Origin of the sequence: Bacillus inaquosorum (genome assembly GCF_023238325.1) — a bacterium.
In the GTDB taxonomy this organism is placed as follows: domain Bacteria; phylum Bacillota; class Bacilli; order Bacillales; family Bacillaceae; genus Bacillus; species Bacillus inaquosorum.
Genome location: NZ_CP096592.1, coordinates 3,029,219 through 3,050,557 on the forward strand (window position 1 = coordinate 3,029,219; position 21,339 = coordinate 3,050,557).

Consider the following 21,339-nt stretch of genomic DNA (forward strand, 5'->3'; position numbering starts at 1 on the left):
TTATTATATCATAAACGGTGAATCAATAATGGAGGAATGGTTGACTTCAAAACAAATAAATTATATAATGACCTTTGTGTGAAATATTGCAGCCTTTTTGTTCAGCTTCTATGTTTTCATTTTGTTCCTTATCCATAAGGTGTATCGTGTAACTCTCTGCTGCTGGAGCGAGGATACATGAAAACAAAATGTGCATGGTCGAATAGAGCAGACGGTTTTTATTTTCCACAAAAATAAAACCAAAGGAGGAGTCACATTATGGCTCGCTATACAGGTCCATCTTGGAAACTGTCCCGCCGTCTAGGAATCTCTCTTAGCGGTACAGGAAAAGAATTAGAAAAACGCCCTTACGCTCCAGGCCCACACGGTCCAGGACAACGTAAAAAATTATCAGAATACGGTTTGCAATTGCAAGAAAAGCAAAAGCTTCGTCACATGTACGGTGTAAACGAACGCCAATTCCGCACTTTGTTTGACAGAGCTGGCAAACTAGCTGGTAAACATGGTGAAAACTTCATGATTCTTTTAGATTCTCGTCTTGATAACGTTGTGTACAAGCTAGGTTTAGCACGTACTCGCCGTCAAGCTCGCCAATTGGTTAACCACGGTCACATTCTTGTAGACGGAAGCCGCGTTGACATCCCGTCTTACCTAGTGAAACCTGGCCAAACAATCGGTGTTCGCGAAAAATCAAGAAACCTTTCTATCATCAAAGAATCTGTAGAAGTGAACAACTTCGTTCCTGAATACCTTACTTTCGACGCTGAAAAGCTTGAAGGTACTTTCACTCGTCTTCCTGAGCGTTCTGAACTTGCTCCGGAAATTAACGAAGCGCTTATCGTTGAGTTCTACTCTCGTTAATCGTTTAAAAAACCCCTGCCGCTATGCGGTCGGGGTTTTTTTATCGTCTGATTCGTCTTTTGCCTCTTGCCGGCCAACACTTTCCTGCGCCTGCTGCTCCCAATAATCCCGCTGCAGCCTTTCTTTTGCAATCGTGCACATGAGATTCACGGTGAGCGCTCCTTTCTGTTAAAAGGTGATGATTGGTCGTGTTTGCCCTATCTAATATACTCTTTTCCTGTCATTCCTATGCGATAAACAAAAAAAGATCCTTTGCCGTTAGGCAAAGGATCTTTTTTCTTATTTGTACGTCACAAGGAAGTATTTTTTCTTTCCGCGGCGCAGAACAGTAAATTGATCTTCGATGCGGTCTTCAGCCGATAGGATATAATTGATCTCCGTTTGGCGTTCGCCGTTAATGTAAACAGCTCCGTTTTGAATGTCTTCACGCGCTTGGCGTTTTGAAGGAGATAATTTAGATTGCACCAATACATCTACAAGTGAAAGCTCTTGGCTGATGTCAGCTTCCATAGAAGGGACATCTTTAAAGCCCACTTTTACGTCTTGGGCAGAAAGCTCTTTAATATTGCCGCTGAACAATGCTTGGGAAATATTGATGGCTTGCTTCAGCGCCTCGCGTCCATGAACGAGCGCTGTCACTTCTTCTGCCAAGCGTTTTTGCGCTTCACGCTTTTCAGGCGCCGTTTCTGTTTTCTCAGCGTATGCTTCAATTTCCTCTTTTGATAGGAACGTAAAGTATTTTAAGTATTTGACAACGTCACGGTCATCTGTGTTGATCCAGAATTGATAGAACTCATACGGCGATGTTTTTTCCTTATCAAGCCAGATCGCGCCGCCTTCCGTTTTTCCGAACTTCGTGCCGTCTGCTTTTGTGACAAGCGGAATGGTGAGGCCGAACGCTTTTGCTCCTTCTTCTTCTGATTTTCTGATCAGTTCAAGACCCGCTGTGATGTTGCCCCACTGATCACTTCCGCCGATTTGCAGCTTACAGTTTTTCTCTCTGTACAGATTTAAGAAGTCATAAGATTGAAGAATCATGTAGCTGAATTCCGTGTATGAAATGCCGGATTCAATTCTTGAGCTGACCGTGTCTTTTGCCAGCATGTAATTGATGCCGAAGTTTTTACCGACGTCACGAAGGAAGTCGATTACATTCATTTTGCCGATCCAGTCATAGTTGTTCGCGATGACAGCAGGGTTTTCTGCTGCATCAAAATCAAGAAATCTGGACAGCTGGTTTTTGATTTTTTGGGACCATTCGGATACGATGTCAGCAGTGTTTAATGTACGCTCCGCTTTTTTTCCGCTCGGATCGCCGATGAGACCAGTCGCGCCGCCCACAAGTGCAATCGGATGATGCCCCGCAAGCTGAAAACGGCGGAGTGTTAAAATGGGCAGCAGGTGTCCGATATGCAAGCTGTCTGCTGTCGGATCAAAGCCTGAGTACAGGCGGATTTTTTCTTCATTCAGCTGTTTATTTAATCCTTCTTCATCCGTCATTTGCTGAATCAATCCGCGGAAGGATAAGTCTTCAAGTAAGTTTGTCATGAGATATAGCTCCTTTTTTGATTAAAATAAAAAACGCCCCTTCGTTTACACGAAGGGACGATTGATTATCGCGGTACCACCCTACTAATAAGAGAACGCAAAACATTCGTCTTATCACTTTGCCTGATAACGGATCAGGTCCGTTCTTTCACTACTGAAAGCCTGGCTGGCTTTGTTTGCAAAAGCGGTTCATGAGTGTATTCGATATATCCGTCTGTGCTGATTTTCACCGGCCATCAGCTCTCTGGAACGTAAGGATATTCTACTTGTCTCAATCTTTACCTTTTCATATGAAGCTATCTCATTTTTAACATAAATAAAATCCCGTGTCAACGTCGCCTTTTAATCCTCCATCGTTGACAGATCTCCAGCCGGCAGATTAAGCTCCCACGCCTTAAGCACGCGTCTCATGATCTTTCCGCTCCGGGTTTTCGGAAGCTTATCTTTAAATTCAATTTCACGCGGAGCCGCATGGGCTGCAAGACCCTGCTTTACAAATAGGCGGATCTCGTCTTTCAGTTTATCGGACGGCTCAAATCCTTCTCTGAGTGCGATAAAGGCTTTAATGATTTCTCCCCGCACCGGATCGGGCTTTCCGATCACGCCCGCTTCTGCAATGGCCGGATGTTCGACAAGCTTGCTTTCCACTTCAAATGGGCCGACGCGTTCACCGGAGGTCATAATGACATCATCAACTCTGCCTTGGAACCAGAAATATCCCTCATCATCCATGTAAGCAGAATCGCCAGACACATACCAGCCGCCCGGCATGAAATACGATTCGTACTTTTCAGGGTTATTCCAAATGGTATGCATCATGGAAGGCCAGCCCTTTTTAATGGCGAGATTGCCCATTCGATACGGCGGAAGCTCGTTGCCCTGATTGTCAACGATTGCTGCCTCCACACCGGGAATCGGCTTACCCATTGAACCCGGTTTGATATCCATGCAAGGATAGTTGCAGATGAGCTGGCTGCCCGTTTCTGTCATCCACCACGTATCGTGAATTCGTTTGTTAAAGACTTTATGCCCCCATCTGATGACTTCCGGATTTAACGGCTCTCCGACACTGAGCACATGCCGGAGTGAGGTTAGATCATATTTCGCAGCCATCTCATCTCCCGCACCCATCAGCATCCGAAAAGCGGTCGGCGCGCTGTACCAGACATTGACGCCAAGCTGCTCAATCGTTCCATACCAGCTTTCCGGGCTGAAACGTCCGCCGACGATGACATTTGTCGCTCCGTTCAGCCACGGTGCAAAAATGCCGTATACCGTACCTGTCACCCAGCCCGGATCAGCTGTGCACCAGTAAATGTCTTCTTCCTGTAAATCAAGGACCCACTTTCCTGTCTGATATTGCTGAATCATCGCTTCATGGACATGAAGCACACCCTTTGGCGTTCCGGTAGAGCCCGATGTATAGTGAAGCAGATAGCCGTCTTTTTTGTCCATCCATTCGATATCCAGTCTTGTGCTCTCCAGCTTTGCTGCTTCATCATAATTGATGATGTTTGTACCGCTCTCAGCCTCTCCGCCGACTACGAATATATGCTGTAAGTGAGGCAGTTTGTCAGCCGGTATTCTCTCCAGCAGCTCAGGCGTCGTGACAACAACCTTCGCCTCACTGTTTTCAAGCCGGTCCTTCACCGCTCCCTCCATAAATGCTTCGAACAGCGGCCCGGCGATGGCGCCAATTTTGATAGCGCCCAGCATAATAAAATAAAGCTCGGGTGATCTCGGCATAAAAATAAAAACGCGGTCCCCTTTTTCCACATTTCCATACCGTTTCAGCACATTCCCGGCTCTGTTTGATTCTTCCTTCATTTCTTTAAATGTGTATTTTTCATCCCGGTTTGCGTCTTTATAATAAAGCGCTACTTTGTTTTTTCGAAACGATTCGGCATGGCGGTCAATCGCTTCATATGCCGCATTCAATTTCCCTGTCTCATTCCAGGAGAAATGTTTCTCTGCCTCGGCCCAATCAAAATGCCGGTACGTTTCTTCATAGTTTTTTAAATGATAATCCCCTTCCACTGCTGGTAACGCTTTCAAATTCATGCCCAAACATCCCCCTTTGCTGAAGTTGTCACATTTATTATAGTATATATTCATATTCTTCTCAATTTTTAAAATATAAACCATATTGAAAACGCTTTATAATTTGTTATTCTTAAAGAAGGCATGTATTTTTATAAGAATTGATGGGACGGTGGATCAGTGGAACATCATAAAACATACCATTCAGCAAACATCAAAACAGCAACCGGCTCCTTACTGATAGAAGGGCCTGTCTCTCAAGAGGATTTGGCAGGTTATGAGTTTCATAAGGATTTAACCGCATTTCGCCCGCCCCGCGAGCAGCATGGAGCGCTAGTCGACATTGCCGGCCTTCCCGAGGGGCGCATTATCATCGCCAGAGACGGCCGAACCATTGTCGGCTATGTGACGTATTTATATCCTGACCCGCTCGAAAGATGGTCTGAAGGAAATATGGAGGATTTGCTTGAGCTCGGGGCCATCGAGGTGGCGCCGGCCTATCGGGGATGTTCTGTCGGTAAGACGCTTCTGACCGTCAGCATGATGGATGAGCAAATGGAAAACTACATTGTGATGACGACGGAATATTACTGGCATTGGGATTTAAAAGGAATGAAAAAAGATGTGTGGGAATACAGAAAGCTCATGGAGAAGATGATGAACGCAGGCGGATTGGTCTGGTTTGCGACGGATGAGCCAGAGATCAGCTCCCACCCTGCAAACTGTCTGATGGCACGCATCGGAAAAAACGTCAGCCAGGAATCAATTGAACAATTTGACAGGCTCCGTTTTTATCATCGTTTTATGTACTAACTGACACTGACAAAGGGGAAAAAATAATGATTGTTGAGCAAATCATGAAAAGGGATGTCATTACATTAACGAAGACGGATACGCTTGAAACAGCAATATGCAAACTGAAGGAATTCCATATCAGGCATCTGCCTGTTGTAGATGAAGACCGCCATGTGATCGGCATGATTACAGACAGAGACATGAAACAGGCCAGCCCGAGTATTTTTGAAGAAAGCAAACGAAGCCGATTTCTCACACGAAGCGTAGATTCAATTATGAAAAAAGATGTCGTCTGCGCCCACCCGCTTGATTTTGTCGAAGAAATATCTGCCGTGTTCTACGAGCATGGCATCGGCTGTCTTCCAGTGGTACAGCATCAAAAATTAATAGGCATTTTGACAAAAACGGATTTGCTGCGGACATTTGTCAAATTGACAGGCGCTGACCAGCCGGGGTCGCAAATTGAAATAAAAGTAAACGACATCACCAAAAGCCTTGCGCAAATCAGCAGCCTTTGCCAAGACCTTCAAGTAAAAATATTGAGTGTGCTTGTCTATCCGCATGATGATTCCGGTGTGAAAGTGCTTGTCTTCCGTGTAAAAACGATGAATCCGCTGCCGTTTTTGCAGGCATTACAAAGAAATGGTCATCACGTCGTCTGGCCGGCAGAGCAAAGGGATCTGCTATGAGAGACAGCGTATTTATCTATTCTCCATCCTATCAAACCTATATGTTTCATCAGGAACATCCATTTAATCAGCAGCGGGTTCTGTTAACATACGATTTGCTTAAGACGATCAATGCCTTTGATGATGGAGACATTGTCAGTCCAAGACTCGCGGCAGAAGAGGAGCTTGCTCTTGTCCACACAGACGATTACATTCAGGCGGTAAAGCTTGCAGGTGCAGGAAAACTTCCCGCTGAAGAAGGAGAAAGCTACGGGCTCGGCACAGAAGATACACCTGTCTTTGCAGGCATGCATGAAGCTGCATCACTCTTAGTCGGCGGCACCTTAACGGCCGCAGACTGGGTAATGTCGGGACAAGCCCTGCATGCGGCAAACCTTGGAGGAGGCCTTCATCACGGCTTTCGTGGGAGAGCTTCAGGGTTTTGCATATATAATGACAGCGCTGTGGCGATTCAATATATTCAGAAAAAATACAGCGCCAGGGTACTTTATATTGATACCGACGCCCACCACGGGGACGGTGTGCAATTTACGTTTTACGATAACCCTGACGTATGCACGCTGTCTATTCATGAAACAGGAAGGTATTTATTCCCCGGAACCGGCCAAGTCCAGGAAAAAGGCAGTGGAAAAGGATATGGCTATTCTTTTAATATCCCGCTTGACGCTTTTACAGAGGATGACTCTTTTCTTGAGGCTTACCAGACAGCAGCTTCAGAAGTTGCGGCTTATTTTCAGCCGGATGTCATTATCAGCCAAAACGGCGCCGATGCCCATTACTATGACCCGCTGACGCATTTATCTGCGACTATCAACATATACGAAGAAATTCCCCGGCTTGCACACACTTTAGCGCATCAATATTGCGGAGGGAAATGGATTGCAGTCGGGGGCGGCGGATATGATATTTGGCGTGTCGTGCCCCGCGCCTGGGCCAGAATTTGGCTTGAAATGAAGGGAATTGATCCCGGACGCGATATCCCGCCCGAATGGATCGCTAAGTGGCAAAAACAATGCCCTGTTACCCTTCCGTCCAGCTGGAGCGATCCGGACGATTTATATCCTCCAATTCCCCGCAAGCCCGAAATTACAGAAAAAAATGCTCAAACTGTCAGCAAAGCATTATATGCAATACGATCTGAGCAGCAGCAAAGAACAAAGTAAAAAAACGACCTTCACGAAGAGGTCGTTTTTGATTTTTTGATCACAATTTCCACACGCCGGTTTTCCTTCATGTGTTCGTTTGTCTTGTTATCCTTTACAGGCTTTGTATCCGCATAACCGACAGCGATAAAGCGCTTCGATGGAAGATTCTCTTTTGATGTGAAATATTGAATGACTCCGCTCGCCCGTGCTGCTGACAGCTCCCAGTTAGACGGGTATCGGTATGTCGAAATATTTCGGCTGTCTGTATGGCCCTCCACCTGAATGTCATTTGGAATGGTTTGAAGAAGAACGGCAATTTGGTGGAGAAGTGTTTCGGCATTTTTCAGCACCTTTGCCTCACCTGTATCAAACAGCACAGCCTCCTGCAGAACGAGCACGACACCGCGTTCATCCCGTTTGGCTGTGGCCTTCAAATGATTGTCTTTTATATATGTATTTACTTTCTTGAGAAGCTGATCCTGCTGATCCTCTTGCTTCTCCGCATCGGCTGGCGCTGTATCCTTTTTTTCTATGGACGTTTGGTCCGGCTGGAGCCCGCCGCCTTCCTTTTGGATCGAATCGACTGCGGCTTTAAATTTTTGCAGATCGATTTGGGACATCGAAAAAAGTAAAATAAAGAACACAAGGATCAAGGTAATCAGATCTGTAAAGGTGACCATCCAGCTGGATGAAGATTGACTGTTTTTCCCGCTTCCATTCCTTCTTTCAAAACGTTCTCTTCTAAGCTTCATGTACAGATCCCTTTTTTGTTTTTACTTGATTCGGCTGCTTCTGCCATTCTTCCCGGGAGCTGAAAACGACAAGCTGGCTTTCGAGATTGCGAGGGTTTTTACCGGATTGGATTCCGATAATGCCCTCAACCATTACCTGCTTGATGAAGATTTCACTTTCTGTTTTTTCTTCGAGCTTAGCCGCAATCGGGTTGAACACCATGTTTGCCAGCAATGACCCATATAAGGTCGTCAGAAGCGCAACGGCCATATTCGGTCCAAGCATTTGTGGATCATTTAAGTTTTTGAGCATCAGCACGAGCCCGACGAGCGTTCCGATCATGCCCCATGCCGGAGCGAATTCACCCGCTTTTTCAAAAACACGCCGTCCTTTGCGGTGCCGTTCCTCCATTGCTGCGATTTCTGAGTCCATGACGAGCCGAATCGTTTCTTCATCCCAGCCGTCAATTGCTAAAAGCAGCCCTTTTTTCAAAAATGGATCTTTGATCTCCCGAGCCTGATCATCCAATGATAAAAGCCCGTGTTTTCGCGCATGATCAGAAAGAGAGACAAAGGTTTTCACAAGGTCTTTCACATTGTCTTCCTGGCGGATAAATGCCTGCTTTAACACAGACGGCGCTTTTTTCAGCTCTTTCGGCGGAAAACTGATAAAAACAGCGGCGCAAAGCCCCCCTGTTACGATGAAGAAAGAGGTCAGATCAAGAAAAGAGCGGAAACCGCTTACTCCCGATCCTGAAATAATTCCGATCACAATAATAATCGTTCCTAACACAAAACCAACAGGTGTAAGATAATCAAAACGTTTCATCATTTCTCCCCATGAAAAAAGCAAGAATTCACCTTAGAGGTGAAGCTTGCTCTCTTGTTTTTCTTATGACTTGGTTGACTGTCTTAACTCTATACGGTGCGGCAGTTCGACGATATGCTCTTCAACCGGCTCTTTATTCATGAGCTTTGTCAGCAGTCTCATCGCAACGGCGCCAATATCATATGTCGGCTGAACAACTGTTGAAAGCTGCGGACGAACCATGAGGCTTAATCTTGTATTATCAAAGCCGATAATGTCGAGATCCTCAGGAATTGATAAGCCTTGATCCTGAGCGGCATGGATAATGCCGAGTGCCATTTCATCCGTTGCAGAAAGAATGGCTGTCGGTTTTTTGTCCAGGCTCATCAAATGCTGCAGCGCTTCAAGTCCGGAATCATATGTGTAATCCCCTTCAGCGACAAATTGTTCATTAAACGGAAGGTTCGCTTCTTCAAGCGCACGTTTGTAGCCTTGCAGTTTTTTCGAGCGGTTGATCGGTTCTGTCATTGGTCCGGATACGAATGCAATTTCTGTATGTCCTTTATCAACCAAAAGCTTCACTGCATCATAAATCGCCTGTTCGTAATCGATGGCGACTGACGGTGTTTCCCCCTGCTCTTCTACAGAAGCGGCAAGTACAATCGGCACTGGGGAGCGTTTAAATTCCGCAACATGCTCATCCGTAATGTTACCGCCCATAAACACGATGCCGTCCACTTGTTTGCCCAGCATTGTGTTTAACAGGTGCAGCTCTTTCTCCAGGTTTTGGTCAGAGTTGCTCAAAATGATGTTGTATTTATACATTGTCGCGATATCTTCAATTCCGCGTGCAAGCTCTGAATAGAAAATGCTTGAGATATCGGGAATGATGACACCTACAGTTGTTGTTTTTTTGCTTGCCAGTCCTCTTGCCACCGCGTTTGGACGGTAGCCGAGACGGTCAATCGCTTCCAAGACTTTTTTCCGCGTTGTCGGTTTTACATTCGGGTTGCCGTTCACGACACGGGAAACGGTTGCCATGCTTACATTAGCTTCTCTCGCTACGTCGTAGATCGTAATATTGCTCATCCTAAAACCACTCCTTTTACTGGATACACTTATCCTTATCTATAGCATAAACACTTTATGTAGAGAAATGTCATAATGTCCGAATTTATGTCGTTTATGATTTGTAAGCGTAAGTCAGTAGTGTACATTATTTTTCATTATTCATCAAATTTAAATACTTCTCATGAAATTATACACGTTTTTATAGATGATGAAAACGTATACTTGGGTTTTATAACTAAATAAACGAGAAAGCATAAAAAAAGGCCGCAGACGCGGCCTTTTGTATTGTTCAATTAAGCGTTGACTTTCACCATTGGTTTCAATTCATTCAGCCATTTTTCGAATTCAGGAATCGCCATTTGCTGAGCAGAGTCAGAAAGTGCGACTGACGGATCAGGGTGAACCTCAGCCATTACGCCGTCTGCGCCGATCGCTAAAGCAGCTTTAGCTGTCGGAAGCAAGAGGTCACGGCGGCCAGTTGAATGCGTTACATCGACAAAGACAGGCAAATGCGTTTCTTGTTTCAAAATCGGCACAGCAGAAATATCCAGCGTATTTCTCGTTGCTGTTTCGTATGTTCTGATACCCCGCTCACAAAGGATGATTTGGTCGTTTCCTTGTGACATGATGTATTCAGCGGCATTGATGAATTCAGAGATCGTTGCAGCAAGTCCGCGCTTCAGAAGCACTGGCTTTTTCACTGCGCCGGCCGCTTTCAGCAATTCGAAGTTTTGCATGTTGCGTGCTCCGATTTGAATGACATCAATGTAGTCCAGCGCTTCTTCGATATGAGCCGGTGTTACAATTTCACTGATAACTGCCAGATCAAATTCGTCCGCTACACGTTTTAAAATTTGAAGACCTTCAACTCCAAGCCCTTGGAAATCGTATGGGCTCGTACGAGGCTTAAAGGCTCCCCCGCGCAAAATTTTAATTCCTTGTTTTTTCGCAGCTGCAGCCACTTCAGCCACCTGCTCGTAGCTCTCTACTGCGCATGGACCGACGATGAATCTTTGCTGGCCGTCTCCGATTTTTTCACCTTTGATATCAACAATTGTATCTTCAGGTTTTTTCTTGCGGGAGACGAGCAGCGCTTTGCTGTGATCTTCTTCCTGAAGCTCTAAACCGGCTTTGAATATCTCTTTAAAAATGTGCTGGATGGTAGAATTTTCGAACGGCCCGTCATTGTTTTCAATGATGTTGTTTAACATTGTGCGTTCTCTGACAGGGTCAAATCGATTGACACCCTGTGCTTCCTTCGCTTTACCGATCTCTTTTACAACATTTCCGCGTTCGTTGATTAATTTTAGAATTTGTAGATTTAATTCGTCTGCTTTCTGCCTTAAAAGCTCTAATTCTGTGTTGCTCATTTTTTTCATCCTTTCCCTGCACATTCATTTTTTATTTTGTAGTTATCATGCATCTTACTATAAGTAATTCCAAATGGAAATACTGAAATACAAAAAATTTTATAAAAACTCTACTTTATTACCCAAACGCTTTTAAGTGATAAAGTAATCTATGAAGTTATCCTACATGATGTGAGGGCAATGTTCAAGGGTTTTTTCAAAAAAAAAAGCGCCAGATCATATCTGGACGCTTTTTTCTATGACAAATGCTGCTCAATGGCCGCTTCTGTAATTTGTGAATGTGAGGTATGCCATTTCACTTCACCGTTTTGGATGACGAAAACCTGAGGGCTTTCGTGCTTTACACCGTATGTTTCTGCGATGAAATTTGACAGCGGACGGGCATCTTGTACTTGCAGATAGTAAGCCCGCACATCCTCATGCTGATTTGCAAAGGCATCAAACTCATGAAATGCTGCCTGGCTGATCGGGCATGTGATGCTGTGTTTAAAGAAGACGAAAGTGCCTTCCTGTTCTGCAATCCGTTTAAATTCTTCCTCAGATTGAATAAGCTGTTTTGCCATTACTCAAGAACTTCCTTCCCAGCTCAGCGATTGATATGCTCGGCCTGTTTTTGTGCATCTTTCAGTTCGTCTTTTACATCTTCTTTCGTTTGGAGGACTTGATCTTTTGTTTCGTCGGCCGCCTGCATCGCTTCTTCTCTCATATCTTGCATTGCGGTTGATGAATCCGTTTTTGCAGATTTGGAACGGTCTCTTAAATCCTTCACCTTGTTCATGATCTGCCCTGACTGATCCGCTACAAGCTGTGTGATGTTCGATGTTTTGTCTTTAGCGATGCTGACATATTGCGTGCCTTTTTCCTTCGCATCAGCCGTCATTTTGTCAGTTTTGTCCCGCAAAGCAACAGCTTGGCTGCCAAGATCATCACGAAGTTCTTTGCCTGATTTAGGCGCTAGAAAAAGAGCGGTAGTGGCACCGATGATTCCCCCGATTAAAGTTCCGATTAAAAAATCTTTACTATTAATTCCATCTTTGCTCATCATTATTCCTCCTCATAGTGTTTTTTTCTCTTACAGAGCTGATTTTTTCTTTTGCTTCCATTTCGCCCAAATTTCCATCGCTGCTTGGCTCCATGTGACAACTTGATTGATTTTGTCTTGATTTTCTCTTACTGATGCCGATACAGACCCTGCCGCCTGTTTCATGGATGTATTGAACTGCTGTACAGAAGTTCCCACCCCTTGAACAGCATGAACGACCGTGTTCAGCTTTTCGGATTTTTCCTGAATATCTTCAGCCAGGCGGTTGGTCTTATGTAAAAGCTCGGCTGTTTCAGTTGTGATGCCTTTCATTTGTCCCTCCAGCCCTTCGAGAGTGGATGCAACATGCTTTAGTGTCAGCTGCAGTGACTTCAATGTTTTAGACAAGTAGATCACTAATACGAGAAATGCGACTGCGATGAGTGCAACGCTTAAATAAAGAATAATAATCATCTCAAACCTCCTTGCTGCAGGATATACTGCTGTTTACCCGTTTTCTTAAATCATAAACATGTGTACTGGGCTGTATACATATTATTTCTCCATTATGTAAAAAAATCCTTTAACAAGCTTTTCCATCAGATAAATAAAAAGCAGTGAGATCACTGCTTTTTATTATGCCATGACGTTTTCGTAGGCTCTCATATATTTTTGGATATCTCCTGCTCCCATAAAGATAAGAACGGCTTTATCATGAGCTTTTAAAACAGATGTGTCATCTTCTTCAATCAGCTTGGCATTATGAATTTTTCCCTGCAGGTCGCCGATCGTCAGCTTTCCTGCATTCTCCCGGGCTGAACCGAAAATATCGCATAAGTACACACAGTCAGCCCCGCTCAGGCTTTCTGCGAATTCGTCAAGGAATTGCTGCGTCCGCGTAAATGTATGAGGCTGGAATACCGCGACGATTTCACGATCAGGGTATTTCTGTCTTGCCGCCTCAATCGTTACCTTTATTTCTGTCGGGTGATGAGCGTAGTCATCAATTAACACTTGGTTTCCGAGCTGTTTCTCATTGAATCTGCGTTTGACGCCGCCGAATGATTTGAGGCCGTGCTTAATAACGCTGGCATCGATTTCTTCATAATGGCATAACGCAATGACCGCCAATGAGTTTAAGACATTGTGGTGGCCATACGCAGGAATATAAAACGTATCATAGAATGTATTGCGGACAAATACATCGAAAGTTGTCCCTTCCGTGCTTTTTACGATGTTTCTGGCTTGAAAATCATTCTCTTCCCCCGTGCCGTAATACACAACTGGGACGTTCGCATGGATTTTCGGCAGATGCTCATCGTCGCCGCAGGCAATAATGCCTTTGTTGACTTGAAGAGCCATCTCTTGGAAAGCGTCAAACACATCGTCAATGCTCGAGAAGTAATCAGGGTGATCAAAATCAATATTCGTCATGATCGCGTAGTCAGGCTGATAGCTTAAGAAATGGCGGCGGTATTCGCACGCTTCAAACACAAAGTATTCGCTGTTTTCATTTCCCTGGCCTGTTCCGTCCCCGATTAAGAAAGACGTCGGTTTTGCGTTTTGGATCACGTGAGCCAGCAGACCCGTAGTTGACGTTTTGCCGTGTGCGCCTGTAACAGCAACACTGGTGAATTTTTTCATATAGTCGCCTAAAAACTTATGATAACGTATCACCGGAATTCCATCAGACATGGCTTTTTCAATCTCTGGATGCGTGTCTGGGAATGCGTTTCCGGCGATGACTGTCATGCCGGGTTTGATATTATCCGCGCTAAAAGGAAGAATTGTAATGTTTCTTTTTTCAAGCGCAGTTTGCGTAAAAATAAATTTTTCGATATCCGATCCTTGGACAGTATATCCATTATCATGAAGTATTTGGGCAAGCGGACTCATACCGGTCCCTTTTATTCCAACAAAATGATAAACAGTCATAATTGTACCTCCAACAAACGTCTATCTGTTCCCCAGTATATGACGCTCATTTCAATTTGCGACCGCGGCGGCTGAAAAGCCGCCCTTAGCGGCGTATTTATATATGTTTTGTTATGTTCAGTATCCGGTTATTTCTTTCCGATTAAACCTGAATATCAAGATTTGTCTATGCGCATCTGCTGTAAAGCGGCATAGCTGTTAAATGCTCTAAACACTATCATACCATGTTTAGTGTGAAAATGAACCCATATTATTCGTTTATTAAATCACTTGCTGTGATCAGCACCTCACGAGGCTTGCTTCCTTTTGCCTCAGAGATCATGCCTTCCGCTTCCATCATATCGATCAGCCTTGCCGCGCGATTGTATCCGATTCTGAATCTTCTTTGCAGGCTTGAAGTGCTCGCGCTGTTTTGTTCAACAACAAACTCACATGCTTCGTAAAACAGTTCATCCTCTTCTTTCAAGGCTGATCCTTGTCTTACCAGCTCTTCTTGTTCAAATAAATAGGTTGGCGGCATTTGGTTTCTGACGTGGGAAACGACGCGGTCGATTTCGCGGTCCGACACAAAGTTTCCCTGCAGGCGGACAGGTTTTCCTGAACCGTTTTCCAAAAAGAGCATATCCCCTTTTCCGAGAAGCTTTTCCGCACCGGCTATGTCAATGATCGTTCGTGAATCAACCTGGCTTGAGACAGAAAATGCGATTCTCGTCGGGATATTTGCCTTAATCAGACCTGTAATGACATCGACTGACGGCCGCTGAGTCGCGACGAGCAGATGGATTCCACATGCTCTGGCTTTTTGGGCGATCCGCGCAATGCTCTCTTCGACATCATTTGGAGCCACCATCATCAAATCAGCAAGCTCATCAATAACCACCACTAAATACGGCAGCTTTTCGCCCATTTGGTGATCAGCGGTTAATTGATTAAAACGGTCAATGTCGCGTACACCGGAATGGGCAAACAGCTCATAACGCCGCTCCATTTCCTCAACGACCCATTTTAAAGCAGCGGTAGCCGCTTTGGCGTCAGTAATGACCGGGCTGACGAGATGAGGAATTTTATTGTAAGGGGCGAGCTCTACCATTTTCGGATCAATCAGCAGCACCTTTACTTCACTCGGATCAGCTTTATAAAGCAGGCTGACTAATATTGTGTTAATGCATACGCTTTTTCCCGAGCCCGTAGCGCCGGCAATCAAGCCATGCGGCATTTTCTTTAAGTCGATAACGACGGGATTTCCTGAGATATCCAATCCCAGCGCAGCCGTGAGCGGTGACTTGCTTGTCCTAAAAGCGGAGCTGCGAATCATCTGGCGCAAATCAACCATCTTGCTCGTGCGGTTCGGCACTTCTATTCCGATCGTGTTTTTCCCCGGAATCGGCGCTTCAATCCGAATATCTCTTGCAGACAGGCTGAGTTTAATATCATCAGACAAGTTGGTGATTTTATTCACCTTTACGCCTGGTTCAGGATGCACTTCAAACCTCGTGACAGACGGCCCCTGGGTCACATGGACCACATTGGCGCGGACATTGAAATTTTTCAGGGTCAAATCAAGAAGCTGGCGCTGTTCTTCGATCCACGCAGTATCGTCCTGAACTTGCGCTGGCGGGACATCCAGCAGTGCGACATTCGGAAACACATAGCTGCCGCGGCGCTCCTCTGCTTTTTGCTGTTTATGCGTATCTCTTTTCAGCATCATGACATTAAAAGGAACGGACGGCCCTTTTTGAAGAGATGCGCTTCGTTCAGCACGTTTCTCCTGCATGACAGGCTTTTTTTGCGGTTCCGCTATAGATGCATGTGTTTCTCCCGCATGGATTTCCTGGTGATTTTCATGGGCTGCCAAAAACGGTTCGGAACCCTGCTCCGATTCTGTAAGGCTTTCTGCCTGAATGTCTATCTTTGTGTCCTCAGCATCTGCTGGGATTTCGTACTGATTGTTTATTATGCTATCTGATGGCTCTTCTGATTCTTTAGCCTCAGTTTCCGTTTGAGTCAGAGACTCATATGCTTGGTCAGCAAATAAGGAAGGCTCTTCCTGTTGAATTTCCGTTTGTTCTTCTTGAACAGATGGGGCCTCAGCAGCTGCCGCGATTTCGTCATGAGCATTTACTGTGCTGTGTGACGGCTCTTTTGATTCTTCGCACTCAGATACTGCCTCTGTCAGAGACTCAGGTTCTGGTTGCTCTTCATCATGTTCAGCGCGGAAGACAGGCTCTTCTACTTTCTCTGGCTGTTGTTCCCTTTGTTCTTCTTGAATCTCAGCCGTTACAGGCATGATGTTTTCACGGCCTGAAAGGTCTTCTTGTGCCTCAGCCACCGTATCTGCCAGTGTCGTAGGTTCTGTTTGCTCTTTATTATGATCAGCATGGTTGAAAGACTCCTCTTTTTCCATCTTCTCGATGACGGATGCAGATGACATTCTGTTGTCTAACGGCTCTTCGGCTGGACGCTGCGCCAGCGCTTCGTCACGCTCTGCAGCCGTTCCGTCTAAGGTGCCAGAAGGCTGTTCTTCGAATTGGGTATCCGGAAAGAAAGGTCGTTCTTTCACGTGCTGTACCGGTCTGTCTGGAGCAGGATAGCCGCGTTCACGTTCGATTTCTTCTGACAGCAGTGTTACCTTCTCTTTTTCAGATTTGTCCGGTGCCTTCAATGTTTCAGAAGGCTGTTTTGGCACATCCTTTTTGACGGATGGTTTTTGATTGAATCCATATATAGGCGAAGGGATATTTGTCGGTTTAAACGGTTTCTTCGCCGGCTCTGATGTTTGGTATGTATGCTGCTCTTTTTCATCTTTGGGACGTTCTCTGTATGGTGCGGCGCTTGGACGAGGCGCGGATTTCGGTTCGTCCGATGGTGCGCGGCGCCTTCTCAGGTCTTGATTTTTGTATCCGTCAGGCACGATTGGAAAACGGAACTTGCCTTTTGGATATTCATAATATATTTTAGGATCTTCCAACCTTTTTAGTTGTCCTTCAGGGTGATGTTGATGTACTTCTTGTTGCTGCGGAATTTGAGCGGGTTTTGTCCCCCGTTCAGCATCCTCTTCGCTCTCGCCTAAAAACAAATCAAAAAATTTATGAAGCCAACTCATAATTTATCTCTAACTCCCTTATAGTTTTCTGGGACGGTTTTTAGTATACCACTGCTGGTCGGCCCAGAAAAGATTAAGCTTTCAGCAAAAACAAAGCCGCTAAACAAGGGCTTAGCGGCTTTTCACATGATTCGTTTTTTTGGGCGGATTTATGGGAGTCTAGAACTGAAATGCGTCTCCCGCCTCATGATCTCCTTCTAACACGAGGATTCCTTTTTCAGCAGGGGCATCCGGCAAAGCGAGCTCTTTCGCTGAGCAGATCATTCCGCTTGACGGAACGCCGCGAAGCTCTGCATCCTTAATGACAAGTCCGCTCGGCATCACGGCACCGACTTTGGCAACGACAACTTTTTGGCCTTGATCAACGTTAGGCGCGCCGCAGACGATCTGAAGCGTTTCTTCTCCTACATTGACTTTACATACGCTTAATTTATCCGCATTCGGATGTTTTTCTTTTGATTCCACATATCCGACAACAAACTTCGGAGATAAATCAACGACTAATGTTTCTTCAACGCCGTTTCTGTTTAGAATCTCATTCACATCTTGCACGAATGTTTCTGAGAGCGCAACAGGGCCGTTTTCATCAATGGTCAAGTAAGAAGACGCATTGAAAATGTTGAAGCCCGTTGTTTCCTTTGTTTCGTTATTGAAGATTTTGACGACGTCGCCGTGCTTTTCATAGCCTATTTGTTCGCGTGTCACATCTTGAAGAGAGATTAGGAGCGTATCTCCCACACCTTCTTTATTATAAAAAGCGTTCATAAGTAAAAATCCTTTCTAATCCTTTTTCGGACGGCTTTTCGCCAGGATAAACACCGGTTCCAGCTTTCCTTCATTGTACAAAAATGAAAGGGCGGTAATCGGAACGGTGCCGCCTGCAAAGAAGCTCATCGACATTTGTCCTAGAATATCATACCCCGATTCATTCCGGATGTCAGCAAGAATCAGAACGTCCTGATGCGGTACAGAGATCGCCAGTTCACCTTCTGCACGTTGCTTGTACTCATTTAAAACCGCTTCGTTCAGAATCCGGCTGGCGTCGTAACCGTCGTTTGCTCTGAAGAAATAAAAGAAATTGCCGGCAACCGTATCCTCTTTGACAACCGTCGGCAGGGAACGGAGATTAAATGCGGCCGTCTCTCTGATTCGCTCTTTTGTCCAGTTTTCTTTCTCAAGCATGCGCTGATCAATTAAACGGTAGGTTTTCCCGAGATCGAGCGCGTAATAAATTCTTGTCTCTGCGGTATGATTGTCATAGATGAGCGGAATATCTTCGCTGGACTTGTCCGGGAAAGAAGTCGAGCGGATAACCGGGTAAATGCGGCTTTCCTTGCCGGTCATTTCCTGAGCCTTCCCTTCCATTGCCGTCATCGCTTCGGAGACATAGTACACAATCTCATCAATGGCTTCGTCTTTTTTCAGTTCCCATTTTGCAATAATCGGCGGCAGGTCGAGCGTAATTCCTTTTTTGGTCGTTTGATCCTCAACACGGAGGGTGTCTTTTTCTCTGTCAAACAGAAAGGAGCGATTCTCGTGCTGAAGGCGCTGCATCAGTAAATCTGACAGCTTCCTTGAGGTCATTTTCAAACCAGATGTCCTCCTTTACGCTTTAGCGAGAGAGTCAGTTAAAAACTGTTCAATTTCTTCTTTTGTTTTGCGGTCTTTGCTCACAAAACGATTCACTTCTTTTCCTTCATTAAACACGACAAAGCTTGGGATCCCGTAAATTTCCCACTCTGCACACGTATCAATGAATTTGTCGCGGTCTACATAGTAGTAAGTGAATTCAGGGAAGTTCGCTTCCAGTTCAGGCAGAAAAGGCTCTACAAAACGGCAATCAGGGCACCAGTCGGCTGAAAACATAAATACCGCCCAATCATCCTTTACCGCTTTTTCCAGCTCTTGAGTTGATTCAATTTTTTTCATTTCATATCCCTCCAGTTGTTTTATGTTCTTACATGTTGTTTTATCGATACTCGTCCATTTGGATCATACCAAACTGCTTGCGGCAAAACCACTTATTTGCAACGAATGAATATGTAAGATTGGCTTTCCCATTATCATTATCATATTTTATTTGCATTATCAAGCTCGTTTCGTTTAACATCTTGTACATGAGGGTAAAATTTACAGATGGACATACATAAGGAGGGATTCAGTATGGAGTTTATCGTCTATTTAGCAGGAGAAATCCACAGCAATTGGCGCGAGGAAATCAAAGAGAAAACAAAATCACTGAAGCTGCCTATTACGTTTGTCGGCCCGATGGAGAATCATGACCGCTCAGACAATATCGGAGAAGAAATTATGGGCGTTCAGCCAAATGCCGTTTTGAAGGACGACAAAGCCTCTGACATGAACAACTTCAGAACCGCCGTCCTGATGAATAAAGCAGACTTTGTGATTGCCCTGTTTGGCGAAAAATACAAACAGTGGAACACGGCAATGGATGCATCATATGCGATCGCAAAAGGAAAACCCCTGATTATCATCCGGCCGGAATCGCTCCACCATCCTTTAAAAGAGCTTTCCAACAAAGCAAATATAACGGTTGAAACCGTGAACCAAGCCATTAAGGCCCTTTCCTATGTCTTTGAAACAGAATAAGAAAAAAGCTTGTCGATCCGAGGTAACTGCCTCGTTCAACAAGCTTTTGTGTAATCCTACATATTTTCTTTAATCGCATCAACCGTCTGTTTATCGCAGGCTGTCACAAGTTTAATAAGCATTTCTTTAGCAGCAGCATAATCATCAATATGAATGATAGAAGCGTTCGTATGAATGTAGCGGGAACAAATTCCGATAACCGCTGACGGAACGCCGCTGTTCGAAATATGAACTCTGCCTGCATCTGTTCCCCCGCCGGATACAAAATATTGATATGGAATATCATGCGTTTCCGCCATATCAAGAACAAATTCTCTCATTCCGCGGTGCATGACTGTCGTTCTGTCAAGGATGCGAAGCAAAAAACCTTTACCAAGCTGGCCAAATTCGTTTTTGTCACCGCTCATATCGTTTGCCGGGCTTGCGTCAAGGGCGAAAAACAAGTCTGGTTTAATCATATGGGAAGCCGTCTGTGCGCCCCTCAGTCCTACTTCTTCCTGAACCGTTGCACCAGCATAGAGCGTGTTCGGAAGTTCTTTTCCGTGCAATTCCTTTAGCAGTTCAATGCTCAAGCCGCATCCGTACCGGTTATCCCACGCTTTTGATAAAATTTTCTTTTCATTCGCCATCGTCGTAAACGGACAGACAGGCACGATCTGCTGTCCCGGTTTTATGCCAATTTTGATGGCGTCTTCCCTATCATCCGCTCCAATATCGATCATCATGTTTTTGATATCCATCGGGCGGTTTCGCTGAGCATCTGTCAGCAGATGCGGCGGTATGCTTGAAATCACACCCGGAACCGGCCCGTTATCTGTTTGAATTTCAACTCGCTGTGCAAGCAGCACCTGGCTCCACCAGCCCCCGAGCGTCTGGAATCTGAGCAGCCCGTTATCTGTAATAGAAGTAACCATGAAGCCGACTTCATCCATATGTCCGGCTACCATGATTCTCGGTGCGCCCGCTTCGCCTTTTCTGACTCCGAAAACACTTCCCAGTCTGTCCTGAACGATGTCATCGGCATATTTGGCAAGCTCCTGCTTCATAAAAGCACGAACCTGATGCTCATTGCCCGGCGCGCCGGGAAGCTGCGTCAGTGTTTGGAAAAGCGCTTTCGTTTCTTGATTCATGTTTTCCCCTCATTTCTATGTAGTCCTTTTATTTTATTAGAAAAAATCAAGTTTTCCAAGCATCCTGGACGAATCTGCTCGAACAGCCGCGTATTGCTTAACAGGATTTGGCGGTTTCTGTATAATGAAAAGTACGATCAACCAGGAGGTGCTTTATTTTGAAATTGCGTCATCTTCTTTTAGGAGCAGGACTTGGCATTTGTACGGCAGTCGTTGTGAAACAATATGTGATGAAGCCTTATATTTCTTCAGAAAAAGCGCTTCGAATCGTAAAATCCGCTTTTAAACAGCGGGGGCCGATTGACGGATCATGGATTTACACGCAGCCCGAGCCTTACAATGTGAACGGAGAAACGGTACAGGTGTACAAAACCGGCATTACACGATCATCTTTCGGAGAATTAGAGCAGTATGAAGTCATGGTGGATGCGAAAACGGGGGAAATTGTAGATGTCATTGATACAATCGCCTCTTAACACCGG

General features: G+C 45.1%; 23 protein-coding genes and 1 other annotated feature. Of the genes, 6 read left to right on the forward strand and 17 right to left on the reverse strand.

All coding sequences use genetic code 11. The features are described 5' to 3' along the window. The first annotated feature begins 258 nt into the window (after window positions 1-258). Window positions 259-861 (forward strand): 30S ribosomal protein S4, encoded by a 603-nt coding sequence (gene rpsD, locus M1M80_RS15350; RefSeq protein WP_003237886.1) that lies wholly within the window; start codon window positions 259-261, stop codon window positions 859-861. Between the two features lie 21 nt (window positions 862-882). Here rpsD and sr7p read toward each other — a convergent pair whose 3' ends face one another. The 3 genes from sr7p to acsA all read right to left on the reverse strand — a co-directional run bounded on the left by sr7p (window position 883) and on the right by acsA (window position 4,470). Next, window positions 883-1,011, reverse strand: coding sequence for a small protein SR7P (gene sr7p, locus M1M80_RS21575; protein WP_003237888.1), 129 nt, complete (start codon window positions 1,009-1,011; stop codon window positions 883-885). A 129-nt stretch (window positions 1,012-1,140) separates the two neighbouring features. After that, window positions 1,141-2,409, reverse strand: coding sequence for a tyrosine--tRNA ligase (tyrS, locus tag M1M80_RS15355; protein ID WP_003237890.1), 1,269 nt, complete (start codon window positions 2,407-2,409; stop codon window positions 1,141-1,143). Between the two features lie 50 nt (window positions 2,410-2,459). Next, window positions 2,460-2,697 (reverse strand) — a binding site (T-box leader). 54 nt (window positions 2,698-2,751) lie between these two features. Next, window positions 2,752-4,470: an acetate--CoA ligase gene (acsA, locus tag M1M80_RS15360; protein ID WP_060399285.1), complete on the reverse strand. Its 1,719-nt coding sequence runs from the start codon at window positions 4,468-4,470 to the stop codon at window positions 2,752-2,754. 159 nt (window positions 4,471-4,629) lie between these two features. Between acsA and acuA the strand changes: the two genes are divergently transcribed. The 3 genes from acuA to M1M80_RS15375 are packed head-to-tail and all read left to right on the forward strand — an operon-like array spanning window position 4,630 to window position 7,096. Further along, window positions 4,630-5,262 (forward strand): acetoin utilization protein acetyltransferase AcuA, encoded by a 633-nt coding sequence (acuA, locus tag M1M80_RS15365; RefSeq protein ID WP_060399286.1) that lies wholly within the window; start codon window positions 4,630-4,632, stop codon window positions 5,260-5,262. Between the two features lie 26 nt (window positions 5,263-5,288). Further along, the gene (locus tag M1M80_RS15370) at window positions 5,289-5,933 is read left to right on the forward strand and encodes an acetoin utilization AcuB family protein (protein WP_060399287.1); all 645 of its coding nucleotides are present in this window, start codon (window positions 5,289-5,291) and stop codon (window positions 5,931-5,933) included. Next, window positions 5,930-7,096: an acetoin utilization protein AcuC gene (locus M1M80_RS15375; RefSeq protein WP_060399288.1), complete on the forward strand. Its 1,167-nt coding sequence runs from the start codon at window positions 5,930-5,932 to the stop codon at window positions 7,094-7,096. Before M1M80_RS15370 ends, M1M80_RS15375 begins: the two co-directional genes overlap by 4 nt. Before the next feature lie 11 nt (window positions 7,097-7,107). On the opposite strand, the gene motS is transcribed toward M1M80_RS15375, so the two are convergent. The 13 genes from motS to M1M80_RS15440 all read right to left on the reverse strand — a co-directional run bounded on the left by motS (window position 7,108) and on the right by M1M80_RS15440 (window position 19,203). Next, complete coding sequence (gene motS, locus M1M80_RS15380) at window positions 7,108-7,830, reverse strand: flagellar motor protein MotS (RefSeq protein ID WP_060399289.1); 723 nt, start codon at window positions 7,828-7,830, stop codon at window positions 7,108-7,110. Continuing rightward, entirely contained in the window at window positions 7,820-8,638 is an 819-nt protein-coding gene (gene motP, locus M1M80_RS15385; protein WP_060400050.1) for a flagellar motor protein MotP, read from the reverse strand. The genes motS and motP overlap by 11 nt, the downstream gene beginning before the upstream one ends. 63 nt (window positions 8,639-8,701) lie before the next feature. After that, the gene (ccpA, locus tag M1M80_RS15390) at window positions 8,702-9,706 is read right to left on the reverse strand and encodes a catabolite control protein A (RefSeq protein ID WP_003237907.1); all 1,005 of its coding nucleotides are present in this window, start codon (window positions 9,704-9,706) and stop codon (window positions 8,702-8,704) included. Between the two features lie 275 nt (window positions 9,707-9,981). Further along, entirely contained in the window at window positions 9,982-11,058 is a 1,077-nt protein-coding gene (locus tag M1M80_RS15395; protein WP_003223454.1) for a bifunctional 3-deoxy-7-phosphoheptulonate synthase/chorismate mutase, read from the reverse strand. Window positions 11,059-11,294: 236 nt separating this feature from the next. Continuing rightward, window positions 11,295-11,621 carry a bacillithiol system redox-active protein YtxJ gene (ytxJ, locus tag M1M80_RS15400; RefSeq protein WP_003237908.1) on the reverse strand — a complete coding sequence of 109 codons (327 nt, stop codon included), beginning with the start codon at window positions 11,619-11,621 and terminating at the stop codon, window positions 11,295-11,297. A 23-nt stretch (window positions 11,622-11,644) separates the two neighbouring features. Continuing rightward, window positions 11,645-12,100 carry a YtxH domain-containing protein gene (locus M1M80_RS15405; protein WP_019259197.1) on the reverse strand — a complete coding sequence of 152 codons (456 nt, stop codon included), beginning with the start codon at window positions 12,098-12,100 and terminating at the stop codon, window positions 11,645-11,647. 30 nt (window positions 12,101-12,130) lie between these two features. After that, entirely contained in the window at window positions 12,131-12,553 is a 423-nt protein-coding gene (locus tag M1M80_RS15410; RefSeq protein ID WP_003237910.1) for a DUF948 domain-containing protein, read from the reverse strand. Window positions 12,554-12,715: 162 nt separating this feature from the next. Continuing rightward, window positions 12,716-14,014, reverse strand: a complete 1,299-nt coding sequence (gene murC, locus M1M80_RS15415; RefSeq protein WP_003237911.1) for a UDP-N-acetylmuramate--L-alanine ligase — start codon at window positions 14,012-14,014, stop codon at window positions 12,716-12,718. A gap of 250 nt (window positions 14,015-14,264) precedes the next feature. Then, the gene (locus M1M80_RS15420) at window positions 14,265-17,117 is read right to left on the reverse strand and encodes a DNA translocase FtsK (protein ID WP_060399290.1); all 2,853 of its coding nucleotides are present in this window, start codon (window positions 17,115-17,117) and stop codon (window positions 14,265-14,267) included. Window positions 17,118-17,276: 159 nt separating this feature from the next. After that, entirely contained in the window at window positions 17,277-17,882 is a 606-nt protein-coding gene (gene ytpR / locus M1M80_RS15425; protein ID WP_019259199.1) for a YtpR family tRNA-binding protein, read from the reverse strand. Between the two features lie 15 nt (window positions 17,883-17,897). Further along, window positions 17,898-18,707 carry a DUF1444 domain-containing protein gene (locus M1M80_RS15430; protein ID WP_080429049.1) on the reverse strand — a complete coding sequence of 270 codons (810 nt, stop codon included), beginning with the start codon at window positions 18,705-18,707 and terminating at the stop codon, window positions 17,898-17,900. Window positions 18,708-18,722: 15 nt separating this feature from the next. After that, complete coding sequence (locus M1M80_RS15435) at window positions 18,723-19,046, reverse strand: thioredoxin family protein (protein WP_003237915.1); 324 nt, start codon at window positions 19,044-19,046, stop codon at window positions 18,723-18,725. A gap of 40 nt (window positions 19,047-19,086) precedes the next feature. Further along, complete coding sequence (locus M1M80_RS15440) at window positions 19,087-19,203, reverse strand: hypothetical protein (protein WP_003237916.1); 117 nt, start codon at window positions 19,201-19,203, stop codon at window positions 19,087-19,089. 77 nt (window positions 19,204-19,280) lie between these two features. Here M1M80_RS15440 and M1M80_RS15445 point away from each other — a divergent pair, with 77 nt between their 5' ends. Next, entirely contained in the window at window positions 19,281-19,727 is a 447-nt protein-coding gene (locus M1M80_RS15445; protein ID WP_003237917.1) for a YtoQ family protein, read from the forward strand. A gap of 56 nt (window positions 19,728-19,783) precedes the next feature. Here the strand turns inward: M1M80_RS15445 and M1M80_RS15450 are convergent, their stop codons facing one another. Further along, window positions 19,784-20,857 carry a M42 family metallopeptidase gene (locus tag M1M80_RS15450; protein ID WP_003237919.1) on the reverse strand — a complete coding sequence of 358 codons (1,074 nt, stop codon included), beginning with the start codon at window positions 20,855-20,857 and terminating at the stop codon, window positions 19,784-19,786. Between the two features lie 158 nt (window positions 20,858-21,015). On the opposite strand from M1M80_RS15450, the gene M1M80_RS15455 reads away from it, so the two are divergent. Continuing rightward, window positions 21,016-21,333: a PepSY domain-containing protein gene (locus M1M80_RS15455; RefSeq protein WP_060399291.1), complete on the forward strand. Its 318-nt coding sequence runs from the start codon at window positions 21,016-21,018 to the stop codon at window positions 21,331-21,333. Window positions 21,334-21,339 lie beyond the last annotated feature (6 nt).